Consider the following 3,954-nt stretch of genomic DNA (forward strand, 5'->3'; position numbering starts at 1 on the left):
TTTTTATTTCATATCATATGAAGTAGGACCATCTTTATAGTTTGTATAACTAAGCCAAGTTGCTGAATATCCAATATCTTTTGTAGATGATTGGTATTCTAAATTACAATATCCGTTTGCGTATTTAGCTATTAACATAGCAGCAAGTTTTAACCAAGATTTTAGAACTATATTTGCATTATTTTCACAAGCTTTTGTAATATATTCTATAGTATTTATATGAGAAGTATTTTGGCATCTCTCATCACAACTTTTAATAAAGTCAAATGACATCATCTCAAGTTTTCTTTGTAAATCAAATATATCGTGCTCAGTCATTTGCTTATAGTTTAATCTAGCCCAATTACCTACAAAATTAAAAATCCAAAATGCGCAATTAGAATCATATTTTTGAGGAGAGCCAGTTTGATAAGATAAAGGTATGCTAGTAGATTTACTGGAGAATGGAACAAAGCAGCTAGTATATGATACATCAGGTGCAAACCATAATAAACCTTTAGTAGACTCTGGGGCATATGGTCTTATTTGGCATGCATAAGTATATCCTTGATAAAATATTGATATTGCCCTTTCCCATGCTCCATAATATTTTTTATCTTTTGTAATACTATTTTGATTGCCATTATATGGGCCAGAAGCAACACCTTTAGTTAAATCAAATTCAGTCCCTTCATAATGGTCACGATATAGTGAAAAAACATCACTTAGAGTTAATTTGTGTTTAGGCTTTATAGAAAATGGATAATCTCTAGTATATCCATCTTTGACCCATGGATTTAAAAATAAGTCAGTATTAACTCTATCAAATATGCGCCAAACACGCCTTAAAGAATAATATGGATGATTATATTCACGAGGACTTACAGCCTTAAGCCAATCAATAGGGCCATCTGATTCTTTCCACCAACCTAGCTTATAAATTCCAGGATGAAGAAATTTAGAGTACATAAAATCATCACTATCTTTTAAAATATCACGAATACGAAACTCGTTAGCAGCAACAAAAACTTCACCATCAGGAACACGCTTAGCAACCCAAGCAGAATGGTATTTCTCATTAGGAAGAGCACACATTTCAAATACCCAAGCCTCATTTTCATCAGAAACTAAAAGTGTTTCACCTGTTGAATATAGTCCGTAAGTATCTATAAGTTCTCCCATAAGTTTTATTGCATTTCTTGAAGTTTTACATCTTTCTAGAGCTATACGAGATAACTCTTGACTGTAAAATAATCTAATATGTTTTCCGGTATTAATAGATTCATTTTCTGTAACAAATGTTGGCTGATAGTTAGCTGCATTTGTACACTCACCTATCATTAAATTATGCTCATTCATTATTCCATAATTTCCATCAAAGTAGGCATAAGTATGAGTCACCTGAGGAATATACCCAATTGGATCTGTTTTAGGATAAGAAGTTGTATTGTACCCAGGTCCTCTATCTTCACTTACAATCCTAGGGTAACGATAATGTTCTGCAAAAATGGGCCTCAGTTGGCCGGGTTCGTAATTTTTTTCAGGAATATATATTAGCCTTTGATCACCTAACTCATCATCACAAGAATGTGTAACAACCATTGATCCATCAGCCATAGCACCTTTAGTAACAATAATAGTCGTGCACATATAAAACCTCCTTAATTAATTTAATAAATTTTAACGATAGTTATACTATGATTAGCGTACTTGTCTTGTGAACTGAAGGTGTATAAGTTAATATATTATGGATAAACTTATATAGATAGTTGACAATTTATTAAGTAAGACATATTATAAAATAAAGAAATTAATAATAAATTAAATTCTGTGAAAAGGAGTAGTATCTAAAAAAGATTCAATACAGAAAGTTAAGGATGATGAGATCTTAACAAGAAAATTTTAGTGAATGGACCTTGGAGGAGTAAAGTGAAATGTATAAAATCTAACTGTTAAGCTTTAGCAACGGACCTGGTTTGTAGGTCGTTGGCGATATGAGCGAAGCGAATTTTTATACAAATTAGCTTATATCGTAACTGCACGTTATAGCAGACATTAAGAGATATATATTTAAATTAAGTATATATAATTTAGGTGGTACCACGGAAAATTTATCCGTCCTATTAATTTAGGACGGATTTTTTAATACACAAATATAACAAACTTTAGGAGGAACTAATGAATAGAATAGGTATAATAGGAGCAATGGATGAAGAAGTAGATATATTAGTTGAATTAATGGACATTAAAGAAACTATAGAAAAAGCAAGTTTGAAATTCTACGAAGGAACATTAGAAGGAAAAAACATAGTTTTAGTAAGATGTGGAATAGGTAAAGTAAATTCAGCATTATGTGCACAAATATTAATAAGTGAATTTAATGTAGATGCAGTAGTTAATACTGGTGTTGCAGGAGCACTACATTCTGATCTTGATGTTTTAGATATAGTAATATCAACTGATGCAATTCAATATGATGTAGATACTACAGCTTTTGGATACAAAAAAGGAATAATACCAAGAATGGAAAGTTCGACTTTCATAGCTGATGAAAGACTTATAAATGCAGCTTATGAATCTTCAGTGTCTGAAAATAAAGGCCATAAAGTTTTAAAAGGAAGAGTAGTGACAGGAGATATATTTATAAGTTCTAAAGAATTAAAAGAAGAATTAGTAAATGATTTCGGTGCATACTGTGGAGAAATGGAAGGTGCATCTATAGCGCACGTTTGTTCTTTAAATAAAGTACCATTTGTAATAATAAGGGCAATGTCAGATAGAGCTGATGGAACTGCTGATGTAGTTTATGACGAATTTGTTCAAGTTGCAGCTCATAATTCTAAAGATATAGTTTTAAAAATGTTAAAATCATTATAGGAGGAGTTTTAAATGAGTGATAAAAAAATAATATTTAGTGGAGCTCAACCTTCTGGTAAGATGACTCTAGGAAATTATCTAGGAGCTATACAAAACTGGACTAAGCTTCAAGATGAATATAACTGTTTTTATAGTGTAGTTGATTTACATGCTATAACAGTACCTCAACAGGCTAAAGATTTAAGAGCTAACACTATGGAATTATTAGCACAATATTTAGCTTGTGGATTAGACCCTGAAAAAAATACAATATTTATACAATCTCATGTAAGTGCACATACAGAACTTATGTGGATATTAAACACAATGACATACATGGGTGAATTAAGTAGGATGACTCAATTTAAAGATAAGTCTCAAAAAAGTGAAGCTAACTTAAATGCAGGTTTATTTACTTATCCAGTACTTATGGCTGCTGATATACTTTTATACCAAACAGATTTAGTACCAGTAGGAGAAGATCAAAAGCAACATTTAGAGTTAGCCCGTGATCTTGCTAGTAGATTTAACAATAGATATTCACCAACATTTAAAGTACCAGAACCATACATTCCAAAAGAAGTAGGAAGAGTTATGAGTTTACAAGAGCCAACTAAAAAAATGAGTAAATCAGATGAAGATCAAAATGCATTCATATTATTAGCAGATGATGCAGATACTATAAGAAGAAAAATAAAAAGAAGTGTTACTGATTCAATAGGTTCCGTAAATTATAGTGATGAACAGCCAGGAATTAAAAATTTACTTGAAATATATTCTAAACTAGATAATAAGAGTATCGAAGAATTAGTATCAATGTATGAAGGTAAAGGATATGGTGTATTTAAAGAAGATGTAGCGGAAGTTATAGTAGAATCTTTAAGACCAATAAGAGATAAGTATAATGATTTATTAAGCAATAAAGACTACTTAGAAACTGTATATGCAATGGGTGCTAGTAAAGCTGAACAACAAGCTAGAAAAACACTTAGAAAAGTATATAAAAAAGTTGGATTAATAGAAAGAAAATTCTTATAAAATTTTCTTAGTTCATATTGCCAACGACCTTGAAAAACAGATCCGTTGCTAAAATAAAAAGAAAAGGATTATAGAGAAATT

The 3,954-nt window shown here is 30.8% G+C and carries 3 protein-coding genes and 1 other annotated feature; of the genes, 2 read left to right on the forward strand and 1 reads right to left on the reverse strand.

From position 1 onward, the window contains the following. Positions 1 to 3: 3 nt before the first annotated feature. The gene (locus JWF52_RS14210; protein ID WP_208334205.1) at positions 4 to 1,629 is read right to left on the reverse strand and encodes a dipeptidase; all 1,626 of its coding nucleotides are present in this window, start codon (positions 1,627 to 1,629) and stop codon (positions 4 to 6) included. Positions 1,630 to 1,800: 171 nt separating this feature from the next. Further along, positions 1,801 to 2,105 (forward strand) — a binding site (T-box leader). 52 nt (positions 2,106 to 2,157) lie between these two features. Between JWF52_RS14210 and JWF52_RS14215 the strand changes: the two genes are divergently transcribed. Both JWF52_RS14215 and trpS read left to right on the forward strand, forming a co-directional pair. Beyond that, on the forward strand, positions 2,158 to 2,856 hold the full coding sequence (locus JWF52_RS14215; RefSeq protein WP_208334206.1) for a 5'-methylthioadenosine/adenosylhomocysteine nucleosidase: 699 nt from the start codon (positions 2,158 to 2,160) through the stop codon (positions 2,854 to 2,856). Positions 2,857 to 2,868: 12 nt separating this feature from the next. Further along, a complete protein-coding gene (gene trpS, locus JWF52_RS14220; RefSeq protein ID WP_208334207.1) occupies positions 2,869 to 3,873 on the forward strand; it encodes a tryptophan--tRNA ligase in 1,005 nt (334 codons plus the stop codon). Positions 3,874 to 3,954 lie beyond the last annotated feature (81 nt).

It is taken from the genome of Clostridium sp. CCUG 7971 (assembly GCF_017590215.1).
GTDB lineage: Bacteria > Bacillota > Clostridia > Peptostreptococcales > Peptostreptococcaceae > Faecalimicrobium.